Genomic DNA, 24,105 nt, shown 5'->3' with positions numbered 1-24,105 from the left:
TTAAAGCGTCTTTACGGGCTTGCATTTATTAAAGAGTCAAAGCCATTTAGATCGGAAATCATCCAAACCATGAAACAACCTTAAGCTTTAACGATGGCGTCTGCATTATACATCTCAATCCAATAAACATCTGAAACATCGCAATCTGGATATATCCAATTGGACCAGTTTTTTACTAACCAAGCCTTATCTATGCCGCCATCTTCAGCAAGACATTCATTTGGCAGATAGACTAATATCAAACCAGCTTTATATCCCGACACAACCATTAACCCATAGGTAGATCCAGTCAATTTCGCCTCAAAAAACATGAAATCAACAAACTCCTCATATGGATACTTACCACAAACCCTAAGAATGTTTCCACGATAAATAGCATCACCCTTAAAATCAACTAGTTTAATTTTTTTTGCCATATACATTATTTCAGCCTTAGATCATGACCACCAGACTTATCAGATGGCTTTGTTTTTTGGAGGTTAAAATCCACCTCACCCATATGCTTACCATTTTTTGAGCTAACGACTTCGAAGCGACCATGCTGAGTATCTAAAGCATATAAATTCCCATCCTGCCCTTTGTACACATCTCTGCCGTTCAACTTTGACAGTTTCCCATCCTTTGTAAACCCATAAGCAGCAGAAAAATTATTCGCTGCTTCTTTAATTTGAGCAACTCGCTCACCCGGAGGCATTCTGGAAAGACTTTTTTCAAACTCGGCGACAGTTTGATTTCCTGGCAACACTCCTTTAGCACCAGCTAAGACGCCGCCCGGAGACCTACCCAGCAGCGCCATCCCACCAGCCGTCACGAGCTCCGTAATCAAGGTAGCACGTTCTTTTATATCTAGCTGCCGACCCTTCTGAGCATCGAGCCAGCTCGTGTCTTTGACCCACTGATCAAGCCCGGCCGTTTCCTCCGGTGTCAACCAGCCTTCCTTCACGTTTTTGGCGTAAGCCATCTGCTTATCAGAAACGAATAGCGCGCCCCAACCATCCACGCCTTGTGAAGGAACAGCAATCGCCCCGGGATTGCCGGTAAGCAAACCAGCCATATCATACGAAACGCTGCGCTTCAGGAAATTGAGCAAGTCCTTGGCGACAGGCTCTGTGAGCGTGACCGCGCTTTTCTGAATGTCCTCGACGCACGCTCGGCTTGTGCAAGCATTGATGGCCGTTGAGCGTTCGCTCGATAGCTTCTCGTAGTCAGCAATGATCGAGCGGATGTTTTGCTCTGAGCACCCGTTCGAAGCCCGACAGCCTTGCAGTTCATTGAGTAACCGCTCCGCTGAAGGGTGGTCAAGATTGTTATACTGCGTACTGTTAGCCGTCACCGCCGCTGCTGCCGATGCGTCCCCGCCCGTTGCGGCAGCAGTCAGCGCACCGATCAACTCCGAGGCAGTCATCAGCTTGCTGACACCTGCCTGATAGGCTTGGGAATCTCTGTCAACGCCTGCTGGCAGAAGCCTTTCAGCCAGATAATCGACAACCATTTCATTCGCGCCGGCGGCCAAGGCACCCGTTCGGAAATCTCCGCCCATGGCCTCGGACATCAAACCGCCAAGCACGGCATGCATGCCGACTTTGGTGAGTTTGCCCTCATCGAACAGAGTGAAATCACCGATCTTGCCTGCGGCAATGGCGCCACCCGTAGCGATTCCCGTACTGACGATGGAAGAGCCAAGATTATCCTTGAAGCTTCCGCCCATGATCGCGGTCTTGATCACCGATTCGGTGATCACCTTAGTCGCAACGGTCTGAAAACTCGCAAGGTCCAAGCCCAGATTTTTCGGGTTGATGGTCGGTACGAAGCCTGCCATGACTCCCGCCATGGCGTATCCCTTGATGGCGCTGGAAGACGTCACGTCTTTGAAAACAGCGCCAAGATCACCCTTATTGTTGATCGTGCTCGTCACCGCCGTCGTCGCAACGCTGGTTGCTACAGCGCCGCCGATACCAGCGCTTAAGCCAAAGCCTGCTGGGCCCATCACCGCAGCCATCAGGATGGCGACAACAATCTGCGCAGCAGGCCCAAGGCCCGAGTTGTCGTACTTGAAGCTTTCGTGGATTTCCTTGACCTGACGCCAGTCGATGTCCCCTCGTTTCTCGGCATCCTTGATCCAGGCCAGTTGCGGATCGGCCTTGACCATCGCGTCGATGCTCTGGCTTACGCTTTGCTGATTGACCTGTTTCACATCAATGCGCAGACCGTTAACGGCCTGAATGGCAACTTCGCCTTTGGCCACCAGTTCGCTCTGGCGAAAGGTCTCGTCAGTCGTTCCTTTGCCTTTTGTCGAGAACCACGCTGCACTGCTTTTGTTCTTGGTGTGGCTTTCGTCGTGCAAGTCTTTCACGCCCTCGAAATCGATTGCGCCGCCACTGTTGATCAACAGGTCGTTGCCACTGTTCAGTTTGGCAACCTGATAACGCTGGTCGCCGCCACTTGCCAGCGTCAGGTTACCGCCTGTAGTGATTTCACTGCTGATATTGCGCGTATCGGTCACTTCATCGCGCTTGAAGTTTTTCGCCCCAAAACTTCCCCTCTTCTTTTTGTCATACAGCGAATAATCACTGTCCTGCGCAGCCAGGATGTCCAGGTTTTCACCCGCAACCAGGTACGCCTCTTTACCCGCCGTAATGCGGCTGGAGATCACGGAGAGGTTCTGTCCGGCCTGCAAGGCAACGCTGCCCCCGGCATCAAGATCGGAGGAAACCTGGCTGACGTGGTCTTCCTGACGGGTCAGTTTCTTGCTTTTCGACAGGGAGTGTTCTTCGTCCGCCGCAGAGCTGATGGTGAGGTTTTCGGTCGCGGCCATGGCGATGTCGCGTTTGGCGTCGATCTGGCTGGCGATGATGGCAATGTCGCGCCCGGCCTGAACGGTCAGGTCGCGTCCGGCACTGGCGGTTGAGCCCAGTTGGGTGATGTCGCTGCTGTTGTGTTTGCTGTCCGAGAAAAGGCTGTTGGTGACTTCGGTCGGGGCGATGGTGACGTCGCGTCCGGCCTGGATGCTCATGTCGCGGCCGCTTTCCAGCACGCTGCCCTTATTGATGAAGTCGCGGCCTGCCGAAATGCTCATGTCGTTGGCGGCTTCGATGCGCGCGGCGCTGTCGGCGAACTCGTTGTGGCGCTGACCGCGTGCACTGTTGTCCATCGAGGTGACACTGCGTTCGTTGATCACATCGCCATTGATCGAGGTCAGTGATACATCGCGACCTTTGATGATGCCGCCAGCGGTGTTGATCAGATCATTGCCCGCGAGCAGATCGAGCCGGTTGCCGGCTTCTATCAGGCCGGTGTTGATCAGGTTGTTGCCTGCGACCGCCGAGAGATTGTTGGCAGCGTGCAAGGTGCCCACGTTGTCGAGGTTCTGGCCGGCGATCAGTGAGACGTCGTTACCCGCAATCAACGCCCCGGTCGGGCCAAGGCGATTGTCGGCCTGTGCCAGATACAACACCGGCACCAGCACTTTCTCGCCATTCACCTCGTGCTCTTCGAGCCAGACGATGTCGTGGGTCAGCGCTGCGACTTGTTGTGAACTCAGCGACACGCCCACAGCCAGGTTCAGTTTATCTTTGCTGGCGATGGCGTTGTTCATCAGGTACTTGAACTGAGCCTCGTTGGAGGTCTGTCCATCGATGAACGCCTGACCGGTTCTGGCCACAACGGCTTGCTGAACGAGGCGCTGCTCATACAGACCGTCGCCCAGACGCTTGGCGCTGACTTCCGGGTCGTAGCCCAGACCTGCGAGCAGGTAATCCGAGCTCATGAACTGCTTGAGTTCGGTGAGGACCGGGTTGGTTTCGATCAGGTATTTTTGCGGTTTGGAAACGAACGAGCTGCTGGGCAGGCCCTGCACTCGGGTAACGGTTTGTGCTGCTGCTGCAGCGACCGGGCTACTAACCGTTGTAGTTACCGGACGGCCCTGAGCGTCGGTTACAACCTGGCCGGCACTGTTGATCCGCGTGCCCTGCACCATCCCGGCATTCTGGACCACCGAACTGCCGGATCCTGTGGCGGTGATAACCGGCAGGCCTGTCGAACCTGCATTTTGCACAGGCAGCAAAGCACCACTTCCCTGATTGCCCGTCGCGATACCGGTGACACTGTCGACGCTGGTTACACCTGCGGAATCAGAGGTATGAGCGGGTAGTACAAATCCACCTATGGGCGCGGCACTTGGGGTGCTGGCGTCGAAGGAGGATGCATTCGCGCTTACGCCAGCGCTTTGCCGTGTTGTCAGGCCAAGTTGGCGAGTAGCGTTGGATATCTGGCCTACCGAACCGATCTGGATGGTGCTTGCCTGCGCGTCTGAAACGGTATGCTCGCGTTGCGCGACGGATACGGCCGCGCCGCCCATGGTCCAGCTCTGCGGCAGGCCGACGGGTTGGGCGAAAGCGGCTGAGGTACCGGTCTGGCCGCTCAGACGGAACAGTCCGTTCTGGCCGGTGGGCAGGCTGAAGCCTGGCAGGCTTAACGGGTTGACTTGTTGTTGGGCCAGGTCTGGGGGGAGCTGGGCATTGATCCTGATGACTGTGGCACCAGTGCCGGAGGTATGCGTGTCCTGAACCTTGCTGGTGCCCGCGCTACCCGCGTAGTCCTGGTGAATGACACTGTTTTGCAGGTCCTGCTTGGCGGTAATGGAAACGTTTCCGCCTGCCTGGATCACTGCACTGCGTCCACCATTGCCGCTGCCGTCTTTGGCGACTTCGACGTCGCTGATAAGTGCGTAGCTTTCCAAACCCGCAGGCAGTTGTACTAAATTGTTACGGTCATATTGAGACTGCGGGCTGGTCCCGCCGTAGCCATAACCTGTCAAGGTATTGGTAACGGCTGCTTTGGTTTCCTTATCATTGACCACAACCGTTTTAATCGTGCCACCATCACGCCCTGGCTCACGTTTCGTCACGGATGAGGCAATGCCCAATCTCAAGCCACCTGCCGCATCAACGTAATAAACATAGGGAAAGTCAGGATTATTGCGCTGGTTATAGGCAACGACCTGAGGCAGGAATCGAGTGACCGTACCGTCAGTTACCCTACCGGAGTTGTAGGTACGTGTGCGTTCAATGCTGCCACTGACAGCACCCATATTTTTAAGGCTGTTGGCCTGAATATCGATGTTGCCCGTCGCGCTGATGGTGCTTTTGCTGTTGAGGAAATCACCGCCTCTGAAAACGAAATCGCCTCCAGCGGTCAGCAGAGAGGATGCTGAGGTGTCGTTATCTTGCCCACCTTCGTAAAACTCTCTAGCGATGTAATCAACATTGTAATGATCGCCACTGCAATCATTACAAAGTACGGCGATAAATCCTGAAACCAGCGTGCGACCTACAGCAAACCCTTGAGCGCCGCCTGCGTCAGAGGTACGGTTAGTAAAGCTCCCCGAATTAATGGTGAGGGTCCCGCCGCTTTCTATTGACCCGGATATATTTGAAACATCATTAGCCTGAGCTCCGCCACCGTAGCCTTTTATAAGTAGCGCTCGCTGACTGTAAAGGTCACCATTCTGGTTGGTAAAGCTATTAACATTTAGCATTGTATCGCCGCCGCTAAAAATCAGACCTCGATCATTGATGAGAGACGGCGTTCCAAGCGTCAGGTTTTGCGCGGCGCCCAAGGTTCCGTAGTTGGCAATGCCGCCGGCATTAACGACTGAATCGCCTGCTGAGGTCAGGCGCCCGCTATTTGTAAGTTGGCCACCGATATTGATTTCGCTGTTACCACCACTCGTGATACTTGAGGTGCCGTTCAGATTCAGTTGCCCGGCAGACAGATACATACCACCCACACTGGAAGTCCGACCGCTGCCGGTAAACGTCCCGCCAATACGTATATCTACCCCGCCATCACTCGCAATCAACCCATCATTCGTCCAGTTCCCGCCACTCCCACTGAACGAATTCGATGCCAGCAACTGGCCGCTGGCGGTCTGGCTGAAGTTATTGACGTTGACGGTGAGGCGCCCGGCCTGGATGACGTTACTGTTGGTCCAGCTATCAGCACTCAGTGTCAAACCACCGCGGGTGACGATGCTGCCGCCAGCATTGGTCAGGTTGGCTGTAGAAATATCAAACGTGCCATTACCCGTATGCAACAGCGACCCGCCCCCATTCAGAAAGCTGCCCGCATTGAGGATCAGGTCGCTGTTGGCGCTTTCCAGAGTGCCGTTGCGGTTGTCGAACAGGTTGCCGATCTGGAAGTTTGTGGCGCCGCCACCGCCCAGCGCGCGCAGTTGTCCAGTCTGGTTATCCAGACTGGCAGCGGTCACGGCCAGTGTGCTGTCACTTTCAATGATGCCGAAGCGGTTGTTCAGTGCGCCGCTCAGGTTCAGTTCGACCTGGCCGCCGGCGATCTGACCGTCGTTGTCGCCACTGTTGTCGAAGTTGCCACCGTTGACCCGCACCAGGCCTTTGGCGTACAGGCCGCCGTTGCGGTTGTCGAAGCCCGGGGTAGTGATCAGCGCTTCGCCGCCGCGCGCGGAAACTCGCCCGCCGTAGTTGTCGAAGCCGCCCAGCGCGGTCAGGTTGAGGCGCTGTGCCTGGACGACGCCACCCTGGCGATTGGCGTCATAGCCATTTTTCAGCACGCCGCTCACGTTCGCGGTGAACAGACCTTGCAGGCTGGACAGCACTCCGCCCTGACTGTAGAGGTTGGCGGTGCTGAGGTTCAGGTCACCGTTCTGCGCGATGATCCGACCGTTCTGGTTACCTGTATCGCCAGCGACATCGACGCGCAACGCGCCTGCGCTCTGTACCGTGCCGCGCACGTTGGACAGGCTCGCTGCCTGTACTTGTGCATTGGCGTTCTGGCTATAGATCAGGCCATCAGCATCGTTGAGGACACTGCCACCCGCGACGACAGTCAGTGTGTTGTTGGCTGCGATTGTGCCGCGGTTACGGTTGTCCAGTTGCCCGGACGTGTTGAGGGTCATCAGGCTCTGGCTGATCAGTTGCCCGGCCTGGTTGTTGATTGCCGTGCTACGCCGCAACAGCAAGTTACCGCCGCTGGCCAGCTTGCCGCTGGTGTTGGTGAGGCTGTCGAGCAGGTCAAGTGTCATTGTGCCCTTGCTGCTCAGGCTGCCGGCGCTGTTGTCCAGGCTGCGGCCTTCGAAGCTGAAATCCTGCTGGGCCGTCAGGTTGCCGGCGGCGTTGCTCAAGGCATTGGCCTTGATGGTCAGCCCGGCACCACTGTCGATCAGGCCGTTCTGGCTGTTGTTCAGCAGGCCGGCGACGGTCAGGGTCTGACCGGTTCCGCTGGAGAGGATGCCGCCGCTGTTGTCGAGACTGTCAGCGCTAACGCTCAGCGTGTTCTGGCTGACCAACGCACCATTGCCGCCGTTGAGCAATTCACCGGTCAGGGTTGTAACGAGGCTACCGCTGCGGCTGGACAAGGTGCCGTTGTTGCGGTTGTCGAGGCGGTTACCGGAGACGTTCAGACCCTGCCAGCCAGAGATCAGACCGTTCTGGTTGAGCAGGTTGGTCGCGTTGACCGTCAGCACGTTGCTGCTGATCAGCTTGCCGCTGCTGTTGTCGAGGGTGCGGCCATCGAACCTGAAACTCTGAGCGCTGGAGACCTCGCCAGACTGGTTATTCAGGTCGCGAATGCGGTTAAGGGTCAGCGAACCGTCTGCCGTGATCAACCCGCCGAGGTTATTGAGGTCGTTGCCTTGCATGTCGATGGACAGCCCGGCATCGCCCATCACGCGTCCGCCGTTGAGCGACAGTGCATTGAGTACCAGGGTCATGTCACGTGTGGCCGACACTTCGCCGCCGTTGCCGGAATCCAGACTGCCGGCAGTCAGGTTCAGGGTGCCGGTGCTGTTGATCAGGCCCTTCGCGGTGTTGTTGATCGATGTAGCGTTGAGGATCAGGCTGGTGCCGCCCAACACCTGACCGCCCTGGTTATCGAGGCTGGCCGCGCCCACCTTGAGCGCCTGAGTAGCATTGATCAGGCCTCTGTCGCGGTTAGTCAGCGCACCGGTGACGGTGAGGTCCAGGTTGTTACGACTGGTCAGCGTACCGCCCGTGTTATCGAGGGTATTGGCAGTGGCGTCGACACCGGCTGCGGCGATCATGCCTTTGACGTTGGTCAGCGCACGGGCAATGCGCAGGGTCAGCAGTTGATTGCTGAGCAGTTTGCCGCCGCTGTTATCCAGTTGCTGGGCGTTGAGGGTAAATGCCTGAGCGCTGGAGATTTCACCGTTCTGGTTCAGTACCTCGTTGACGTTTTTCAGCAGCAGTGCGCCCGGCGCGTTGATCAAACCGCCCTGGTTATCCAGTTGGCCGTTGTTCAGGTCCAGGCTCAAGGAAGTGTTGCTGAACAGGCTGCCGCCCTGCTGACTCAGGCGGCTGACACTGGCGGTCAGTGCCTGGCTGCTGCCGATGCTGCCACCAGTGCTGTTGGTCAGTCGTGCGCTCGTCAGGTCCAGACGATCACTGCTGCTGACGCGACCGTTCTGGCTGTTGTCGAAATCCCCGGTCCTCAGCGTCAGCAGCCCTTTACCGCTGATATTGCCTTTCTGGCTGTTATCAAGACTGGCACTTTTCAGGTCCAGTGCGCCGTCGGTCAACAGCTTGCCGCCCTGGTTGCTGATTGCCCCGGTGCTGTTGAGGGTCAGTTTTCCAGCGCTGGAAATGCTGCCCGCGGTATTGGTCAGACTGCTGGTCTTCACCGTCAGGACATCTTCGTTGCTGATCAGGCCCTGTGTGTTGTCGAGTGTCGCAGACAGGTCGATGCCCAAGGCTTTGAGGGCGCTGAGCGCACCACCGGTGTTGTCCAGGGTGCTACCGATCAGCGTCAAGCCGCCTTGGCTGGAGAGCAGACCGTTCGTTCGGTTGGTGATCTGCGCAACGTTCAGATTCAAGGCTTTCTGCGCCAGCACCTGACCGCTGTCGCTGTTGTTCAGTTGCTGGCCGGTCAGGGTCATCTCATCCTGACTGGACAGTTCACCGCCACGGTTATCGATGCTGGTGACATTGATATCAAGGGCTTGGGTTGCGCCGATGAAACCGCCCCGACGGTTATCCAGCGCGTTGCCGCGCAAGATCAATGTGCCTTGGGCAAGCATCTGACCGCCCAGTTGCCGAAGGCTGCCGATCTGTGCGTTGAGGTTCTGTTTGCTGGCGATCTGGCCGAGACCGTTGTCTGCTGTCGCGGCACTCAGCGTCACATCGCCGTCACCAATCAGCGTGCCCTTGACGTTGGTCAGGGCGGTATTGACCATCAAGTCCAGAGCTGCGCGGCTGCTGATCAAGCCTTCGGTGTTGTCCAGGCTGTCGCTGCGAGTGTTCAGCGCGGCAGCGGAAATCGTACCTTTGACGTTGCTCAGCGCCTTGTTGACGATCAGCGTCAGAGCCTGACTGCTGAGCAGTTTGCCGCCACTGTTATCGAGGCTATCGACGTTCAGCGTGAAGGCCTGTGTACTGGAAATTTCGCCGTTCTGGTTGGCCACGCCGTTGAGATTCTTCAGCAGCAACACGCCCGGGGCGTTGATCAGACCGCCCTGATTGTTCAGTTGGCCGTTGTTAAGATCGAGGCTAAGCGAGGTGTTGCTGAAAAGCTCACCACCCTGCTGGTCGAGGCTGGTCACGCTGGCCGTCAACGCCAGCGCACTGGCAATACGTCCGGCGCTCTGGTTGATGACCTTGCCTGCCGTCAATCGCAGGGTATCGCTACTGGTCAGGCGACCGCCCTGGCTGTTGTCGAACGTGCCGGTGGTGACCTGCGTGGCGCCCTTGCCAGCCAGTTTGCCCGCCTGACTGTTGTCCAGGCTGGCGCTGGTCAGTGTCAGCGTGGCGTCGGTAGTAACGGAGCCCGCCTGGTTCTCCAGAGCGCCGGTGGTGGTGACGCTCAAGGCATCGGCACTGGACAGGCTGCCTGCTGCGTTTTGCAGCGAGGCGGCATTGACCGTCAACGCCGCTTCACTGCTGAGCAGACCACCGCTGTTGCCCAGCGCACCGGACAATTCAATATTCATGTCCTGCTGGCTGGCCAGCGTACCGCCAGCGTTATCCAGGCGTGTACCGGCGAGACGCAGGGTGTTACCGAACAACAGGCCTTTATTCAGGTTGATCACGCGCGCCACGGTCAGCCCCAGCGCCGTACCGGCCAGGACCTTGCCGCCGTCGCTGTTGTCGAGCGTCTGACCAATGATGTCCACACCGATCTGGCTGGACAGTTCACCGGCCTTGTTGTCGATGTCGGCAACCTCGATTTTCAGCGCTTTTGTAGAGCCCACCAGGCCGCCCGACCGGTTGTCGAGGGTTTTGCCGGTCAGGGTCAGATTGCCCTGCGCAACCAGCTCGCCGCCCTGCTGGGTCAGACTGCCGATATTGGCGACCATGTCTGCCTGACTGGCAATACGACCGCTGCCGTTGACAACGCTGTCGACCTGCAACTGCATCAGGCCAGCGGCGTTGAGCAGACCGTTCTGGTTGTCCAGACGCGTGCCGACCAGTTCAAGACCGGCATTGCTGTTGATCAGGCCTTTTTGCGTGGCGCTCAGGCCGGTCTGGCTATTGTCGAGGGCATCGACGAACAGCTGCAGGCCTTTATCGGCACGAATCGAACCGCCACGGTTGTCCACGCTGTCGCTATGCACGATCAGGAGATTCTGTGCCGCAAGACGGCCGCCACGGTTATCCAGCGTCAGACTCGACACATCCATCAAGCCCTTGGCTTGCAGGCTGCCAGCGGTGCGATTGTCCAGTGCGCCGCTCAGTTTCAGAGTCAGCTGGCCATCGGTAACTAGCGAACCGGCCTGACGGTTGTCCAGACTCACGGCGCGAATGTCGATGCCCTGCCCTGCACCCAGGGTTCCTGCCTGATTGTCGATGGATTCGGTGATCACCAGTTTCAGAAACTGATCGGCCATGACCTGGCCAGCAGCATTGTCGAGGCTCAGCGCGTTGAGGGTCGTGTTACCGGCGCTGGTCAATTCGCCGCTGCGGCTCGACAGCTTGCCAGTGACGTTTACCAGCAGGTCGGCATCGCTGCTCAGGCTGCCGCTGTTGTTATTCAGCTCATTGGCCGTCAGATCGATACCGTTGCCAGACACCAGACCGCGCAGGTTGGTCAGTAACTGGTCGACACGCACAATGAGCGCTTTGTCGCTGAGCACCGAGCCAGCGGTGTTGTCCAGCGACGTCGCAGCCAGGGTGAAGCCGTTGGCGCTGGAAATTTCACCGCTGCGGTTGCTGACTGCATTGAGATTTTTCAGCAGCAACTGGCCCGGCGCGGTAATCAGACCGCCGTCGTTGTTCAGCACGCCTTTGCTTAAATCGAGGCTGACATCGCTGTTGCTGTACAGACGGCCATCGTTGGTCTGATTCAGGCCGGTGACTACGGCAGTCAGCGCCATGGCGCTGGCGATACGACCGGCATCACTATTGTTCACCAGTGCTGCATCGAGCTTAAGGGTTCCGGTACTGGTCAGGCGACCGCCTTGCTGGTTGTCAAAGGCGCCTGTGACGAGTTTTACCCCTTTGCCGGCAATACGACCGTTCTGGCTGTTGTCGAGACTGCCACTGGTGAGCACCAGTGTTGAATCGCCGAGAATCTGCCCGCCATGGTTCACGACCGGGCCATCGACCGTCAGGGACGAGGCGCCGGCGCTGGTGATGCTGCCGGCAGTATTGCCCAGAGAAGCGGCGCTCAACGCCAGCGTGCCATCGCTGCGCAATGCCCCCTGATCGTTGTTGAGGACGCCCGTGACTTTCAGGCCCAGACTGTTTTTGGCGTAGACGCTGCCACTGCCGGTGTTGGTCAACTGGCCGACGTTCAACTGCACACTCTGCTGTCCGGAGACGGCACCTGCGCCCTGGTTGTTCAGGCTGTCGGCGTTGAGCAGCAACGTACCATTGGCCAGTATACGGCCCTTGCCACTGTTATCGAACTGGCCGACGGTTGCGGTCAGCTCTCCAAGGCTGGAGAGTTCCGCGTTGCGGTTGTCCAGCGTCGCAGCACTCAGTTGAACACCGGTCGCGGAGATCAGACCGCGAAGGTTGGTCAGCAGTTGGTCGATGCGCACGATCAAGGCTTTGTCGCTGATGACCGAACCATCGGTGTTATCCAGCGAAGTGGCCACCAGCGAGAACCCGTTGGCACTGGAAATTTCGCCGTTCTGGTTGTTGACCGCCGTGAGGTTTTTCAGCAGCAACTGCCCCGGCGCATTGATCAAACCGCCTTGGTTGGTCAGCACGCCGTTGCTCAGGTCCAGGCTGACATCGCTGTTGCTGTACAGACGGCCATCGTTGGTCTGGTTCAGGCCAGTGACCACTGCAGTCAGGGCCATGGCGCTGGCGATACGACCGGCGTCGCCGTTGTTGACCCGCCCGGCATTCAGTTGAAGCGCGCCGGTACTGGTCAGGCGGCCGTCCTGATGGTTGTCGAAAGCGCCAGTGGTGAGCACCACACCATTGCCGGCAATGCGACCGCTCTGGCTATTGTCCAGGCTGGCGCTGGAAAGCGTCAGCCCCGCATCGCTGATGATCTGCCCGCTCTGGCTGACGACGGCAGCATCGACTTGCAACGTGGCAACACCGGCACTGGTGACCCGACCGCCAATGTTGGCCAGAGAAGCTGCTTTCAGGTCCAGCGTGCCGTCACTGCGCAGTACGCCCTGATTGTTATTCACTGCACCGGTCAGCGTCAGACCCAGCGTGTTTTTTGCATAAACGCTGCCGCCGGAGTTGGTCAGTTGTCCCAGAGTCAACTGGACGCCCTGCTGTCCGGAGACCACGCCGTTCTGGTTATTCAGGTTATCGGCTGTCAGCAGCATTGTGCCGTTGGCGAGCAGACGCCCTTGCGCGCTGTTATCGAACTGGCCGACGTCGGCAGTCAGGGTGCTCAGGCTAGAAACTTCCGCGCTGCGGTTGTCCAGCGTTGCAGCATTCAGATTGACGCCATTGGCGGAAATCTTGCCGCGCAGGTTGGTCAGCAACTGATTGATGCGCACAACGAGCGCTTTATCGCTGAGCAGCGAGCCATCCGTGTTATTCAGAGAGTTGGCAGCCAGTGTAAAACCGTTGGCACTGGAGATTTCACCGCTCTGGTTGTTGACGACGTTCAGGTTTTTCAGCAGCAACTGCCCCGGCGCATTGATCAAGCCGCCCTGGTTGGTCAACAGGCCATTGCTCAGGTCCAGGCTGACATCGCTGTTGCCGTACAGCCGGCCGTCGTTGGTCTGATTCAGGCCGGTGACCACGGCAGTCAGCGCCATGGCGCTGGCAATACGGCCGGCGTCGCTGTTGTTGACCAGCCCGGCGTTCAGTTGAAGCGCGCCGGTACTGGTCAGGCGGCCGTCCTGATGGTTGTCGAAAGCGCCAGTGGCAAGCACCACGCCATTGCCGGCAATGCGACCACTCTGGCTGTTATCCAAACTGCCGCTGGAAAGCGTCAGGCCCGCATCGCTCAGAATCTGTCCGCCAAGGTTGGCGACTGCGCCCGTTGTGCTGACCGTTGCCGTGCCGGCACTGGTCGCGCTGCCACTGTTATTGCTCAGAGAGGCTGCACGCACATTCAGAGTGCCATCACTGCGCAGTGTGCCTTGGTCATTGTTCAACGCGCCGCTGACGGCCAGGCTCAGACTGTTTTTGCCGTAGAGACTGCCGTTGCCAGCATTGGTCAGTTGCCCCAGATTCAGCTGTACACCTTGCTGTCCGGCAACCGAGCCGTTCTGGTTGTTCAGGTGGTCAGAGGTCAGTTGCAGCGCGCCGCTGGCCAGCAGACGGCCTTTTTCGCGGTTATCGAACTGGCTGACGGTCGAGGTCAGGCTGCCGAGACTGGAGATTTCCGCGCTGCGGTTGTCCACGCTTGCCGCGTTGAGCAGCAGATCGCCATTGGCGCTGATAAGCCCCAGCTGGTTGAGCAACGGCCCGGAAATACGGGCAGACAATGCGCTGCTGCTGAACAGCTTGCCTTGCTGGCTATTGTTCAGAGAGCCCGCAGTGATGGTCATAGTGCCATTGCTGCTGATCAGCCCGCTCTGGCTGTTGAGCACCTGAGACGCGTTGATATCGACAGTGCCACCCTGGCTCAGAATCCGGCCTGACTGGCGATTGTCGACGGCAGTGGCCACGATGCGTGCGCTCGACTGTCCGTTCAGTGTGGCTCCCTGATTGTTCAGGGTCTGGCTGATAGTGGCCTGCAGAGCGCGACTGGCAGTGATGCTGCCGCTGTTGTTGAGCCCGTTGGCAGACAGCGTCACATCGCCCGATGCATTGCGGCTGTTGTCGGCATTGACGCCAGCCTCGATCACCGCGGTGTTATTGATCTGGCCGCCTGCGGAAAGTGTCAGAGCATCGCGCGCGGCGACGTTCTGCCGGGTGATGAGATCACCTGCCGTGGTCATGCCCAGTGACGACCCTGCGTAGACCGGCCCGTTGACCTCGGCACTGTTGGCCTTGACCGCCACAGCACCGCTGGCAGCAGTCTGCATCATGCTCAAGTGGCCGTTGGCATCAATCTGGATATCACCGCCACTGGCCGCCAGATCACCGGCCAGCCTGACGCCGACACCCGCCTCGGTGCCCACCAGACGGATCGCGCCGGCATACATGCCGCCCAGCGCCGAGCTGTCGACGGCCAACTCCGGTTTGGCGCTGCCATCGTCAGGCAAGGCCGTGGGATTCAGCGTCTGCGCGTCGACATCGTTGCGACCGGCAATGATGTTGAGGCGCCTGGCGTGTAGCTCGGCATTGATCTTCGCGCTACGGGTAATGATGTCGAACTGGTCGACGTTGTCTGCGTTCAGCCCCACGCCGTCGATGGATATGCTGCCGCCCTGCACATTGAAACGCTGCAATTGCCCGTTGGCATCCAGCACGGGTTTGCCGGTGGTCAGCGTGACCTGCGGGGTATTGATGAAACCACAGCCGTTGCAACTGATGCCGTAGGGGTTGGCGACGATGACACGTGCCGCCTGCCCGGCCACTTCCGTATAGCCTTTAAGCTGACTGGCGTTGGCCCCGACCACTTCGTTGAGAATGGTGCTGGCCGCCGTGCCGCGCAGGTTGGCGTTGCCGACGATGATGCCGCCCAGTTGAGTGCTCTGGGTCTGGTTGGTGGAGTTGTTGAGGATGACGCCCTGGCTGTCGACGTTGAACTGCTGATACTGGTTGTGTGACAAACCGCTGGCATTGGGCGCGGCAATGTTGACGATCGGCACGCCATTGCCGGCCTGGTTCAGGCTGGTATTCGTGCCGCTGACCACGATGCCTTCGGCTTGAACCAGCAGCGGCTGCCAGAACATCGCATTGGCGAGAATCAGCGCGAGGCCGCGCTTGGGCATTCCCCAGAAAGCCCGGCGCTCGACCAGCACAGCAGAGGGCTGACGAGCGAGCAGAGCCAGTTGGTGAACGTCCATGTAAGTGACCTCGAAACAGGTGGGTTGAATACGGTGTGATTAGAGGAAAAAGTCCATACGGAAATAGATCGGCGCTTCGCGTTCGATCACATCGGGACGTTCCAGGGAATGAGCGAAGGTCACTGAGGCAGCAACGTGCTGGCCTCGGGTAAACAGCTCGAACGAGTTGCTGGACAAGCGCCCATGCTGCTCACCGTTGTAACGGTCGTTGCGGATAACACCCTGGTCGTAACCGGCGGCCGCGCCATACTCGGCGAACACCGGGCGCATCCAGTCCAGGGTGACCGGGCGAGTCAGGCGCAACTCGTTACGCCAGTAACCACCGCTGTCGCCCGACAGAAACTCATCCTTGTAACCGCGCACCGATGCCGATCCGCCCAGGCTGGTGCGTTGCGAACTGAACAGCACATCCTCACTGCGCTGCCCGGTGGCCAGGCTGGTAAAGCTCAGGTTTTCGCCCCACAGTTGAAAGGGGTGCAGGTAGCTGAGGGTGCCGGTGTATTTGCGATAACGTGCATCGGCTTCACCCGGGCGAGGATCGTGGTTGCCCTGCGCGTCCAGTGCACCGATACCTTGCTGCATGCCCAGATCGATGTTGACGAACGCCGAGCCAACCCGCCGCCCGTGGTTGATACCGAACTGCGCCTCGGTGATGCGATTGCTGCTGACCGCCAGTTTGCTGTCTTCGACGTAGTTGTTGGTGCGCAGGTAGGACAGACCGGCATTGAGCGAGGTCTTGCTCAGCGCGTCGCGATACACGACCCGCTCGGCCTTGAACTGGTGGTTCTGGCTATCGCCGTCCTGCTTGAAGTTGACGTTCGAGGCCTGCGCCACCGAACGGTATTCGCTGGTGTTGTACAGGTAGCTGAACGTCCACCAGCCCCACGGCAGGCTGTAGGCAAGCGAGGCATTGCGGGAGGCTTTCTGCCGATCGCTGATCGCATCGTGGCCGCCGCGCAGGCTGAACTGGTCGGCCAGCCCTGACGGATTATCCCACTCGAGGCCGGCGTTCCATTGCTGCTCACCGGTGCTGCGCTGGCCTTCGTTGGTACGCGACAGGTTGGCTCGCCATGGTTTTTGCGGGGTGTTCTTGACCACTACGTCACTGCCGCCGACGACTTGGCCGGGGGTCAGTTCCATCTGCGCCTGATTGGATGGCAGGCGATTGAGCTGATCGACCATCTGCTCGATTTCGCGCAGGTTGACCATCTGGCCTTCGCTGCCGGGAAACGTCATGGCCAGCTCACGCGCTGACAGACCGCTGGCGGTATCGCCACGCAGATGCTCCAGCTTGCCTTCGATGACCAGCACTTGCAGGTCGCCTGTCGACAGGTCCTGCTGCGGCAGGTAGGCGCGAGTCGTCACCAGGCCTTTTTCGAGGTAGTGATCGGTGATGACTTTCAGCAGTTCATTGAGCTGCGCGACACCAAGGCACTTGCCAATATAGGGTTTGGTCAGCGCATCGCGCTCGGCAGAAGACAGCGAGTCGGCGCCCTTGAGCTCGATACGATCGATGGTGAAACAACGTGTATCGGCCGGGGAAGTCGGGGCAGCGGGCGTGGCTTGTTTGCCCGGCAGATCCTTGAGTTCTTCAAGACGGCGGCGCTGCTCTTCGAGCAGGCGGTCCTGACGGTCACGAATAAGATCCTGGTCACCTGGCAAACTGGCGGGGGCAGTGGCTGCAAGCGAGGTAGCTGACGCGATGGCGAGCAGGAGCAGCAAAGCCAGTTTCGAAGCATGAGGATACACGGCGCGTCCTTGCGGTAGCATATTGATATCAAAAAGGTGGGCAATATTAGAACGCCATCATGGCGGCGTCAATTATTTGTATCGACCTTGTATCCGATTTGTTGAACTTTTTTTGAAGTTAATTTTGACAGTGCGGACCTTTAGCCTGAGCCCAAGGATCATGTGCTTAGTATTGATAGGGAGGAGCGTATCTTTTCGACGTAGTATTAAGGTCGTAATTAAATATATGCAGAAACGCTAATCGGCTAGCACGCGAAAACCGGCTCGGCTCATGGCCGCAGACACACTAATAAAAGGACTATGGGTTAAGGAAACAGGCGAAAGCATGCTGACCTTCCAGGGCTCTGGAGCCGCGAAGACGGTCCTTTCTGCATGGTTAACGTGTCAACAGAGGCAGCAGGTTTCGGTCAAGCCATGTGATGTGGCGCATGAGAAAAACGGGGATGAGTAATAACCACTAGTTGTCGGCCACCACTCGACGATGAACCGCTACGCCAGAATCAGCGCCACCTCCCTTTGTATGCAGTATCGGGGGAGCCCTGTATCTGTTTAAACTCTACAGCCTCCCGCGCCACGCACGGGAGGCCTGTAGAATCACTGTTGCCCGGACAACTTCATGATCATTCGCGACAGCAAGTAGATCCGCGGCGCCACGCTGCCCACTTCGGCATACTCTTCGGGCGTATGGATGTTGCCGCCTACAATCCCGAAGCCGTCCAGCGTCGGTGTACCCACGCTGGCAGACAGGCTTGAATCCGCCGCCCCGCCGCTGCCCTCGATGGTCAGGGTGCGGCCCAGCTCACCGTAGATGCCTTGCGCCATCGCGACCAATGCATCGGACTGCGCGGTTTGCGGCATCGGTGGCAGGCCACGGACCAGACTGGTCTTGACCTCGGTATCAGGCACCAACCTGTTGGCCGACACCCTGGCCAGATCCTGCTCGACGCGGTCAAACTCCTCCGGTACGGCAGCACGCACATCGGCCTTGGCGCTGGCCTGATCAGGAATCACGTTGGTGCGGTCTCCCGCCTTGAGCACGGTGAAGTTGATGGTGGTTTTCTTCTCCTCGTCACCCAGCTTGCCGAGTTGCAGGATCTGATGGGCCACTTCGGTAGCAGCGTTACGTCCCAACTCAGGCGCCACGCCTGCATGCGAGGCCTTGCCCTTGACTTCGACCAGCGCGGTTGCCGAGCCTTTGCGCCACACCACCAGACCGTCGGCCGGACGTCCCGGCTCCAGGTTGAGCGTGACGTCATGCTCCTTCGCGGTTTTCTTGATCAGCTCGGTAGCGACGCCTGAGCCAGTCTCCTCACTGGCGTCGAGCAGCACCGTGATCTGCGCGTAGTCGGTGAACTTCAGGTTGTGCAAGACTTTCAGCGCATAGATAGCCGCAACGATGCCGCCCTTATCATCCATCACGCCTGGGCCGTAGGCACGCCCGTCCTTGATATGAAACGAACGCTCGGCCGCAGAGCCTTCCTTGAACACGGTGTCCATGTGCGCCATCAGCAGAATCTTCGCCTTGCCGGTGCCTTTCAGGGTGGCGATGACGTGGTTGCTGGCTTCTGGCGTATTTGGAACGAGCTCGATAGTGGCACCGAGCTTTTTCAGTTCTTCGATCGCGATGTCGCTGACCTTGGTCAGGCCCGGTACATACCCGGAACCCGAGTCGATGTTCACCAGACGCTCCAGCAGTTTCAAGGCTTCGTCCTTGTATTGCTCGGCATCGGCCTGGATGGCCTTGTGCGGTTCGGCCATGGCCGCCGGTGCCAGAGCTGTCAACGCAAGCGCCAGGGCGAGATGAACAGCCAGTGGCGAGCGGGAAAATGAGCGCATGTGTTCCATCCTTGTGTTCGGTTCGTCGAGGTTTTTCAGGACCATACCTTACACAGGCACCGGCCGTCATGGCTCAGCTCGCCTTGCGCCAGCGCTCGAAGCGGTCGAAAAGCAGCGCGTAGAGGATCGGAATCAGGCCCAGTGTCACCAGCGTGCCCAATGCAAGGCCACCCATGATGGTGATCGCCATGCCCTCCCAGAGCGGACCGGCAAACAGCATCAGCGGCACCAGCCCGATGATGCAGGTCAGTTTGGTCATCACGATCGGCCGCAAGCGCTTGATCGCGGCATGGACCACTGCGTCACGCACCGCCAGGCCTTGCTCGCGCTCAGCCTCGATACGTTCGAGCAGCAGCACAGCATTGTTGACGATGATGCCGGCCAGCGACAGCAGCCCGAAGGTGGCCATGAAGCCGAACGGATAGCCAGTGAGCACCAATGCCAGCGCCACGCCGATCAGCACGAAGGGCACGCTGGAGATGACGATCAGCAGCTTGCGGAACGAATTGAACTGCCAGACGAACAACAACAGCATCGCGACCAGCGCGTGTGGCATGTACTGCAGCAGCGCCTGATTGGCCTCGGCCGAGTCTTCTATTTCGCCACCCGGTTCGATGTGGTAACCCGCCGGCAGGCTGATTGCAGCTATCTGCGGGGCCAACTGCTCGACGATCGAGGTCGCTGTCATTGACGGATTGTGTCCGACCACCGTGATCGCGCTTTGCAGATTACGCCGCTGGATGGTCGATGCCTCGGCCCTGGGCTCGACAGTGGCAATGGCCGACAACATCAACGGCGCGCCCCCGGAAGCCGGGTAAATCAATGTGCTGTCCAGATCATTGCCCGGTTTGCTCAGCGTGCTCTGCTCGCGCGCCACAACGGCGACAGCAGTATCGCCATCCTGCAGCGACGACACGGACAGCCCGCTGTTTCTCAGTTGCAGGGCCTGGGCGATGTCCTGAGTGGCAACACCGGCCTGCAAGGCCTTGTACGGATCGACGACAACGTCGTAACGCAGCAATCGGGTCCGCCAGTCATCGTGGACGTCCAGGGTTCCGGGCAACGCCGATAACGCCTGCTCGATCTGCCGGCTAATACCGCGCAGCACGTTCTCGTCAGGACCGATGACCCGGTAGACCGCAATCCCCGCCTCGGTGGTGCCCATCGAGAATCGTTTGGGCTGCGCTTCGATTTCGGGGTGCTGCGCGAGGATGAAATGCCGTGTGCGCTCGATCACCGCATCGAGATTCGCGCCTTCGCGCACGCTGACAGTGAAGTACGCGATATTCGGCGCGGGCAACGGGGGATTGAGGCCAAGCACGATACGCGGCCCGCCACTGGCGACATAGCCAATGCTGTGTTCCACATCCTGATCGCTGCTCAGCCACTGGCTGATATCACGCACCGCCTGCGACGTGTCACGCGAGCTGCTGCCGGGCTCCAGCACCAGCGGGATCTGGAACTGCATGCGGTCCGACTTCGGCAGAAAATCGTACGGCACCCGGGTCAGCACCACGACCGCCAACGCCAGCAACCCCATCATGCAGGCAATGAAGAGCAGCGAGTGATTCAGCAACCCCTCGATGACCTTGCGATAGCCACGGTAGAACACCGAGGCATACTCATCAGCCTCATCAGCCTCATCAGCCTCATCAGCCTCATCCGCCGACGCCGTGACGGCCGGCACCCTGGCGAAATAGAAGCACAACAGAGGCGTCACCGTGACGCTGAGCAGCCAGGAGCTGATCAGCGTCGTGGCGAGCACAACCGCCAGCGACCGCAGGTATTCGTTGGTGCTGGTCTGCCCCAGAAAGAAGGGCGAAAACGCCAGCACGATGACCAGTGAAGAGGTCAGCAGAGGGACCATCAAGGTGCGCCCTGCCTCCTCACAGGCGCGCCGTCGATCCTCTCCCGCATGCAGGCGTCGCTCGATGTCTTCGGCGATGACAATGCCGTTATCCACCAGCAACCCCAGGGCCAGGATGATCGCGGCAATCGACACCGTCTGCAGCTCGATCCCCAGGGCGCGCATGACCAGCAGCGTACTGAGGATGGTCAAGGGCACAATCACCCCGACCACCAGCCCGGTGCGCCAGCCCAGAAACAGCATGACCACGCACATCACGATCACAACCGTCTCGGCCATGACGTGATACATCTTGCTCATCTCGTGCTCGACCACGCTGGACTGGAAGGTCACCACGTGTAAGGTAAAGCCCGTCGGAAGTTGCTGCTCCAGCTCACCGAGTCGCTTGCGCAAGGCATCACCGAACGTTTGCACATTGAGGCCTGGCTGCATCGAAACGGCCAATACCACGGCGTCCTGTCCCTGATAGATCGCTTCGGTTTCAGGCGGGTCGACAGGGCTCACCGATACCCTGCTCAGGTTCTGCAACGCGACCTTCTGACCACTGGGCAACTGCACCGGGAACTGCCGAAGTTGCTCCGGCGAAAGCACCTCGCCACTGATCGAAAGCGTGGTGCTCTGCTGCCCGATGACCGGGTTGCCTCCCGTTGCGATCAGGTTGCGGGCCTGCAGTTGCTGAAGCAGCTGTTGCGGGGAAAGTCCGGCGGCGGCCAGCGTCTGGTGATTGAAGTCGAGGTAAATGCGCTCATCCTGCAGTCCATACAACTGGACCTGATCGACGCCCTTGAGCGCATACAGCTGATCGCGCAAGCGTTTGATCGGGCCGCGCATCTCGCTCATGGTGAAACCCGGCGCGGTCAGCGCGACCGAAGCCACGGCGACGCGACCGAAATCATCATCGACGAAAGGCCCTTGGGTGCCAGGCGGAAAAGCACCGCTCGTTTCGCTCACCTTCGCCCGGAGCCGTTGCCACAGCAGCCCTAGATCCTTGACGTTGTCATACGCCGTGACCTGCACGATCACTCGGCCAGGCTGGACCGTGGTGAGCACGTTCTTGATCTCGGCCAGTTCACGGATACGCTCTTCGAGCGGCCTGGCGAGCAGTTCCTCGGTGCGCTCTGCGGGCAGCCCTTCCAGAGACACGCTGACCAGTGCGTCGCGAACGGTCACCGACGGCTCTTCCTGAGAAGGAAAGCTCAAAAAGCTAACGACACCAGCCAGCAAAATCAGCAAGGCGGCAAACAGCGTCAAACGGCTAGCGCCCATGGCGCGGGAGGTAAGGTTCATTGCGTGGCACCGCTCAGGCGAGTGTCTGAGTGAAACAGCGTGACGGGCTGACCGTCCTGCAGAAAGGCGGCGCCGGCAGTGACCACCTGCTCACCTGCGACCAGCCCGCTGACGATCAGTGCACGGCCTTCTCTGACTGTACCCAGCGTGACAGAGCGGACGGCGACTGTTCCTCCTGACTGGTAGACGAAGACTTCGGCAAGGTGGCTGCTGGTCCCCATCCATAATGCTTGCACCGGAACCGACAGTGCCTGTGCGTCGGCAGCGGGATGCATTTGCACAAGCAGCGTGACGCCACTGGGCAGCCTGCCGGCAGGCCGCAGCACTCGGAACACGGCCGTTCTGACCAGCCCGTCATCGACTCGGGGCGAAATGCCTTCCAGGGCGAGATCAAACCCTGCCGTACCGTCTGCACTATTCGAGGCCATGGCGAGGTCGCCAGGCTGAAGCGAATCGGCAAGTGCCAGCGGAACAGCTGCCACCACTTGTTGCTCTGCAGCGGATTCGACATCCAGCAGCACCTGCCCGGCGGGCAACAAGTTCTGCGGTTGTGCATGGCGGGCCACCACGCGCCCGGCAAAGGGTGCGATCAGGCGGGTGCGATCCAGTTCGCGACGGGCCAGGTCCAGCTCGGCTTGCGTGCGGATCAGCTCGGCGCTGGCTTGTTCACTGGACGACTGGGCCGACTCGACCACGCTCTGGGCGACACTGCCCGCTGCGAGCAGGTTTTGCTGACGCTGGTAGTTACGCTGGCGCTCCAGCGCCTGAGCCCGAGCCAGCCGCAAAGCGGCCTGCGCCTCCTGCAGGCGCAATTGCGCAGGCTGCGGATCAAGGCGGGCGAGCACCTGGCCCGGCTTGACGCTATCGCCAATGTCGACCCGCAGCTCTGTCAGGGTGCCTGCCGATTCAAACGCCAGACTGGCGCGCTCCTGCTCTCGAACAGTGCCGATGAAGCGTAACGCAGCGCCCTCTCCTGCCCGCACCGTCTCAACCTTGACCGCCCGGACAGGCGGAGCACTGGCCGTCTGTTTATCACCGCAACCACTGATCATCAGAGTGATCAGTACGACGCCGCAAGCGCGTGACACACACCGCCGTAGAGCAGGAAACGCATCAGGATTCAATCGCATGGCAGGCTTCAACCCTTCAGAAAGCGTAATTCAAGGCAATCAGGCCACTGCCTTCGGCATCGGTCTCGACCAACGGGCTGCCCCGGGTCTGGTCGGTGTAGTGCGTCACCCCGACGCTGGCGACGGTTGACCAGTGGGCGTCGAAGGTATGCTGCCAGGCGAGCGCCGCCGAGTACGCGTAAATGCCGCTGTCTGCGTTGAAACGGGAGAAGCCGGTGCGCTGACTCTGAATCGGACTCACGCCGAAATAGGTCTGGTTGTAACGACCGTCACCGGCGTGCGCATCGATGTCGAGGGTCACCGTGTCGGTCTGGCTGTGGTAGGCGATGCCCTCGAAACCCAACCGATAACGATTGCCACGCTTTTCGCCAGCCACCCGCAGTTCGGCCTCGGCACTGACGGACAGCCACGGCATGAGTTGCTGAGAAACCATGAAGTCGCCAACGGTCGCGCCCTTGACGGTACCCATCCCTATCAGCTCGTTGGAACCAGGCCGATTCGTACTGTTTTTCTCGGTACGACCGAAATCGTAATTGAGTGCAGCGCTGGCACCGAACCCGGAATCCGACTGCCATTGCAGCCCCAGACCGCGCGTGGTGTCGGCGAAGAAGATGCCACGCTGGACCGTCAGCATGGGCACCACCTGACTGCGGTATTCATCAGCCCCCATGTAGCGCGGCAGCACGGCCATGCCGAGCCCGAAATTGACGTTGAACCGGTCACCCAGAATCGATTGGCCTTGAGCAGTGCTGTCCTGCGCGCAGGCCTGACCGGCCAGGGTCATGGCCGCAGAGGTGATCAACACGGTCAGCACAGGTTTAAGCAGCGCAGAGCGCAGGTGAGTACGAGAGATTGCAGGGCTCATGGGGATA

General features: G+C 59.3%; 7 protein-coding genes. All 7 read right to left on the bottom strand.

Features of this window, described 5'->3' with window-relative positions; translation table 11 throughout:
• Positions 1 to 80 precede the first annotated feature (80 nt).
• The 7 genes from imm45 to KBY02_RS12895 all read right to left on the bottom strand — a co-directional run bounded on the left by imm45 (position 81) and on the right by KBY02_RS12895 (position 24,098).
• A complete protein-coding gene (imm45, locus tag KBY02_RS12925) occupies positions 81 to 422 on the bottom strand; it encodes an Imm45 family immunity protein (protein ID WP_225650548.1) in 342 nt (113 codons plus the stop codon).
• Positions 422 to 15,364, bottom strand: a complete 14,943-nt coding sequence (locus KBY02_RS12920) for a filamentous hemagglutinin N-terminal domain-containing protein (protein WP_225650547.1) — start codon at positions 15,362 to 15,364, stop codon at positions 422 to 424. Before KBY02_RS12920 ends, imm45 begins: the two co-directional genes overlap by 1 nt.
• A 39-nt stretch (positions 15,365 to 15,403) precedes the next feature.
• A complete protein-coding gene (locus KBY02_RS12915) occupies positions 15,404 to 17,113 on the bottom strand; it encodes a ShlB/FhaC/HecB family hemolysin secretion/activation protein (RefSeq protein ID WP_003407394.1) in 1,710 nt (569 codons plus the stop codon).
• Positions 17,114 to 17,707: 594 nt separating this feature from the next.
• A complete protein-coding gene (locus tag KBY02_RS12910) occupies positions 17,708 to 18,949 on the bottom strand; it encodes a M20/M25/M40 family metallo-hydrolase (protein WP_225650545.1) in 1,242 nt (413 codons plus the stop codon).
• Between the two features lie 73 nt (positions 18,950 to 19,022).
• Positions 19,023 to 22,103, bottom strand: a complete 3,081-nt coding sequence (locus tag KBY02_RS12905; RefSeq protein WP_225650544.1) for an efflux RND transporter permease subunit — start codon at positions 22,101 to 22,103, stop codon at positions 19,023 to 19,025.
• Complete coding sequence (locus KBY02_RS12900) at positions 22,100 to 23,155, bottom strand: efflux RND transporter periplasmic adaptor subunit (RefSeq protein ID WP_225650543.1); 1,056 nt, start codon at positions 23,153 to 23,155, stop codon at positions 22,100 to 22,102. The genes KBY02_RS12905 and KBY02_RS12900 overlap by 4 nt, the downstream gene beginning before the upstream one ends.
• 94 nt (positions 23,156 to 23,249) lie before the next feature.
• Positions 23,250 to 24,098, bottom strand: coding sequence for a MipA/OmpV family protein (locus tag KBY02_RS12895; RefSeq protein WP_032657173.1), 849 nt, complete (start codon positions 24,096 to 24,098; stop codon positions 23,250 to 23,252).
• Positions 24,099 to 24,105 lie beyond the last annotated feature (7 nt).

The organism is Pseudomonas sp. P129 (assembly GCF_020312195.1).
GTDB lineage: Bacteria > Pseudomonadota > Gammaproteobacteria > Pseudomonadales > Pseudomonadaceae > Aquipseudomonas > Aquipseudomonas fragariae.
This window is presented reverse-complemented; position numbering and strand designations above follow the sequence as displayed.

Excerpts from the sequence above, each read along its gene's own strand:
- imm45 (WP_225650548.1), bottom strand. The coding sequence starts at position 422 with ATGTATATGGCAAAAAAAATTAAACTAGTTGATTTTAAGGGTGATGCT.
- KBY02_RS12920 (WP_225650547.1), bottom strand. The coding sequence starts at position 15,364 with ATGGACGTTCACCAACTGGCTCTGCTCGCTCGTCAGCCCTCTGCTGTG.
- KBY02_RS12910 (WP_225650545.1), bottom strand. The coding sequence starts at position 18,949 with ATGCGCTCATTTTCCCGCTCGCCACTGGCTGTTCATCTCGCCCTGGCG.
- KBY02_RS12905 (WP_225650544.1), bottom strand. The coding sequence starts at position 22,103 with ATGAACCTTACCTCCCGCGCCATGGGCGCTAGCCGTTTGACGCTGTTT.
- KBY02_RS12900 (WP_225650543.1), bottom strand. The coding sequence starts at position 23,155 with ATGATCAGTGGTTGCGGTGATAAACAGACGGCCAGTGCTCCGCCTGTC.
- KBY02_RS12895 (WP_032657173.1), bottom strand. The coding sequence starts at position 24,098 with ATGAGCCCTGCAATCTCTCGTACTCACCTGCGCTCTGCGCTGCTTAAA.